This is a genomic window from uncultured Aureimonas sp., from assembly GCF_913775355.1.
In the GTDB taxonomy this organism is placed as follows: domain Bacteria; phylum Pseudomonadota; class Alphaproteobacteria; order Rhizobiales; family Rhizobiaceae; genus Aureimonas.
Genome location: NZ_CAJYIU010000225.1, coordinates 1 through 3,715 on the forward strand (window position 1 = coordinate 1; position 3,715 = coordinate 3,715).

Genomic DNA, 3,715 nt, shown 5'->3' on the forward strand with positions numbered 1-3,715 from the left:
ACGCACAAGTTCATCTCCAACCCGATGTCGCCGCCCGCCCTCGACGGGGCGCTGGCGGTGGACATCGCGCTCGGCTTCCACTGGGGCCCGGCGCTGATCCTCTCGATCCTGACGGTCGCGCTCGGTATCGGGCTGTTCCTGCGCGCACAACGCATGCGTTCCGGCATCGCCGCGCTTCTCGCGCGGATCGGATGGGGGCCGGACAAGGGCTTCGATCAGGCGCTGCGCGGACTGGTGGCCATCGCCTGGCACATCACCAACCGCCTCCAGCCCGGCCGCCTCGACATCTACATGCGCGTGACCTTCGGCGTGATCGTCGCGACCGTCTGGATCACGCTGGTCTGGACGCGTTCGCTGCCGAAGGTGCCTGAGTTCCCGCGCCTCTTCTTCTACGAGTGGGCGATCATTGGCATCGTGATCCTCGGCATCCTCGTGGTCGCGTTCTCGGCGAGCCGCCTCACGGCGATCGTCTCGCTCGGCATCCAGGGGTTGGCGGTCGCGCTGCTCTTCATGCTCCTCGGCGCGCCGGACCTCTCGTTCACGCAGTTCATGGTGGAGATCCTGTCGGTCTCGATCCTCGCGCTCGTGATGACGCGACTGCGCCTGATGCCGGCCGACCGGCGTCCGTGGAGCAAGGTCGTGCCGGAGGCGGGGCTCGCGGCGGCCGGCGGCATCGGTCTCGGCCTTCTCCTTCTGGCCGTGACCCAGCGCCCGTTCGACACGAAGCTCGCCGAGTTCTACGAGACCTACAGCTACACGATCGCGCACGGGCGCAACGTCGTGAACGTGATCCTCGTCGACTTCCGCGGCGTCGACACCTGGGGCGAGATCGCGGTGGTCCTGACGACGGGTGCCGCAATCCTCGCGCTGGTGCGCATCCGCGCGACGAAGCCGGACGGTCGACATTCGCGCAAACGGCGGCGCCGGTCCGGGGAACTGCACCCATGAGAACCGTCATCTTCCGGGTGACCGCGCCCTACATCACCGCCCTCATGCTCCTGTTCTCGCTGTTCGTGCTCCTGCGCGGGCACAACGAGCCGGGCGGCGGCTTCATCGGCGGACTGATCGCCTCGTCCGCCATCGCGGTCTACGGCATGGCCTGCGGCGTCGAAGCGGTGCGCCGGGCGCTCCACTTTCATCCGATCGCCTATGCCGGGTTCGGCCTGATCGTCGCGGTGATCGCGGGCCTGATGCCGCTCTTCGGCGGCGCGCAGTTCATGACGGGGCTCTGGGCCTTCGTGTCCGTGGCGGGCGCGGAACTCGCCTTGTCGACGACGCTGATCTTCGACCTCGGCGTCTTCCTCGTCATCGTCGGCGCGATCTCCTCGATCGCGCTGTCGCTCGAAGAACGCTACTCGGGATGAGAAAGGCCGTCTGACATGGAAATCGCTCTGGCCGGCCTCGTCGCCGTGATGTTCTCCGTCACCATCTACCTCCTCCTGTCGCGTTACATCATCCGCATGCTGCTTGGCGTCGTGCTGCTTGGGAACTCCGTCAACCTGTCGCTCTTCGTCGCCGGGCGGATCAGCCCGATCGCGCCGCCGCTCATTCCGGCAGGTCTCAAGGTCCCGCCGCAAGACATCGCCAATCCGGTGCCGCAGGCGCTGGTGCTGACCGCGATCGTGATCTCCTTCTCCTTCTTCGTGTTCCTCCTCGTTCTCGCCTACCGCGCCTATCAGGACCTCGAGACTGACGACACGATGGAGATGCGCGTGGCCGAGCCCGAGGACGAGGGGCTTCCGCCCCTCGGCTATTGAGGGAGGGGACGATGGACGAGACCGCCACCCTCATTTCGCAGGCCATGGTCTTCGACCGGTTCACGCCGGATCAGGCGCTTCTGGTGCTGCCCGTCGTGATCTGTTTCGTCTTCGGCGCCATTCTCCTGATGATGCGCCGGCGCATGGATCTTCATCCGGTGATCGCGGTGATCGGGCTGGCACTCCTTCTGGCCACCGACCTCGCCCTCCTGTGGCGCATCGCCGAGGGCGGGCCGATGTCGATGGCGATGGGCGGCTGGCGGCCGCCGTTCGGCATCTCCTTCACGGCCGATCTCCTCAGCGCCCTGTTCCTCTCCGTTGCGGGCTTCGCCGGGCTCGCCTGCGGCATCTACGCGATCGCCTCGATCGACGAGGAAGGGCGCCGCTACGGCTTCTATCCGTTTCTCTTCATGGTCATGGGCGGCTTGTCCGGCGCGTTCCTGACCGGCGACATCTTCAACCTTTATGTCTGGTTCGAGGTGATGCTGATCGGGTCGTTCGGGCTCCTCATCCTCGGTTCCGAGCGCGAGCAACTGGACGGCGCGACCAAATACTGCTTCCTCAACCTCATCGGCGCGACGCTCTTCCTCCTGACGATCGGCTATCTCTACGGCCTCTTCGGCACGCTCAACATGGCCGATATCGCGGTCAAGTCGGCGCAGATGGAAGGGAACGGCATCCTTCTAACCATCGCCTCGCTGTTCGTCGTGGCCTTCGCGATGAAGGCGGCGGCGTTTCCGCTGAACTTCTGGCTGCCCGCCTCCTACCATACGCCCCGCTTTGTGGTGTCGGCCCTGTTCGCCGGGCTTCTGACGAAGGTCGGCATCTACGCGCTGATCCGCGTCGTCCTCATGCTGTTTCCGCCAGAGCGGGGCGGGCTCGGCTTCGTCATCGCGTGGATGGCGGCGCTCACGATGCTGTTCGGCGCGCTCGGCGCGCTGGCGCAGTCGGATCTGCGGCGCATGCTGAACTACGCGGTGATCACCGGCATCGGCACCATCCTCGCCGGGATCGCGATCCCGCCGGTCCTCGAGAGCGCGTCGACCGCGATCACGACGGGCGCGGCGAGCGTCCTGCGGAGCGGCATGGAAGGGGGCGGGCTCGCGAGCGGCGTCTCCGCGGACGGACCGCTGGCGACGGGGCTGGCGGGTGCGATCTTCTATGCCGTCCATTCCATCGTGGTGATGACGGCTCTGTATCTGGCCGCCGGCGTCGCGGCCTTCCGCAACGGCTCGTCGTCGCTGCACGAGATGGGCGGGTTGTGGCGGCGGCATCCGTTGTTCTCGGCGCTGATGCTGGTGCTGTTGCTGGCCGTCTCCGGCCTGCCGCCCTTCTCGGGTTTCTGGCCGAAGATGCTTCTGGTCCGAGCCTCGATCTCGGCCGACCTACCGTGGCTCGCCTTCGCGGTGCTTCTGTCCGGCTTCCTTCTGACGATCGCCTGCGCCCGTGTGTTCGCGCTGGCCTTCTGGCGGCCGCTGCCGGCGCTTGCCGACCCGGAGCCGCACGCGGCCGAGGATGCGTTCCGGGCCCCGCCGCCCGGGCGCCCGCTGGCGACGATCCCGCTCGTCGCGCTCTGCGTCTTCGTGATCGCGATCGGCGTCTGGCCGCAGCCGCTCGCCGGCCTGTCGATGCAGGCGGCCCATCAGGTTCTCCACCCCTCGCAATATCTCTCCGCGGTGCTGGGAGCCGTGCCATGAGCCCCTTCGTCGCCAACCTCCTCCTCGCGCTCGTCTGGCTCGTCATCACCGGCGGCTTCAGCCTCGCGAACCTGATCTTCGGGTTCTTCCTCGGCGGCGCGTCGCTCTATCTTATCCGCGAGCAGGTGGGCGCCGGGAGCTATTTCCAGAACGGCCGCAAGGTCGCGTCGCTCATCCTCTTTCTGATCTACGATCTCGCCGTGTCGGCTTGGCGCGTGGCGGTCGTCGTCATGCGGCCAAAGCTCGAGCTGAAGCCCGGCG

5 protein-coding genes are annotated in these 3,715 nt (G+C 67.1%); all 5 read left to right on the forward strand.

Going from position 1 to position 3,715, the window contains the following annotated elements; all coding sequences use genetic code 11:
- A partial coding sequence (mbhE, locus tag QZ753_RS13685) for a hydrogen gas-evolving membrane-bound hydrogenase subunit E (RefSeq protein ID WP_294644338.1) occupies positions 1 to 948 on the forward strand: 948 nt, incomplete at its 5' end.
- Positions 945 to 1,364: an MnhB domain-containing protein gene (locus QZ753_RS13690; RefSeq protein WP_294644339.1), complete on the forward strand. Its 420-nt coding sequence runs from the start codon at positions 945 to 947 to the stop codon at positions 1,362 to 1,364. The genes mbhE and QZ753_RS13690, both read left to right, overlap by 4 nt.
- Positions 1,365 to 1,379: 15 nt before the next feature.
- Entirely contained in the window at positions 1,380 to 1,757 is a 378-nt protein-coding gene (locus tag QZ753_RS13695; RefSeq protein ID WP_055889619.1) for a Na+/H+ antiporter subunit C, read from the forward strand.
- 44 nt (positions 1,758 to 1,801) lie between these two features.
- Positions 1,802 to 3,454 carry a proton-conducting transporter membrane subunit gene (locus QZ753_RS13700; protein WP_294644342.1) on the forward strand — a complete coding sequence of 551 codons (1,653 nt, stop codon included), beginning with the start codon at positions 1,802 to 1,804 and terminating at the stop codon, positions 3,452 to 3,454.
- On the forward strand, positions 3,451 to 3,715 hold a 265-nt coding region (locus tag QZ753_RS13705), incomplete at its 3' end, for a Na+/H+ antiporter subunit E (protein ID WP_294644340.1). The genes QZ753_RS13700 and QZ753_RS13705, both read left to right, overlap by 4 nt.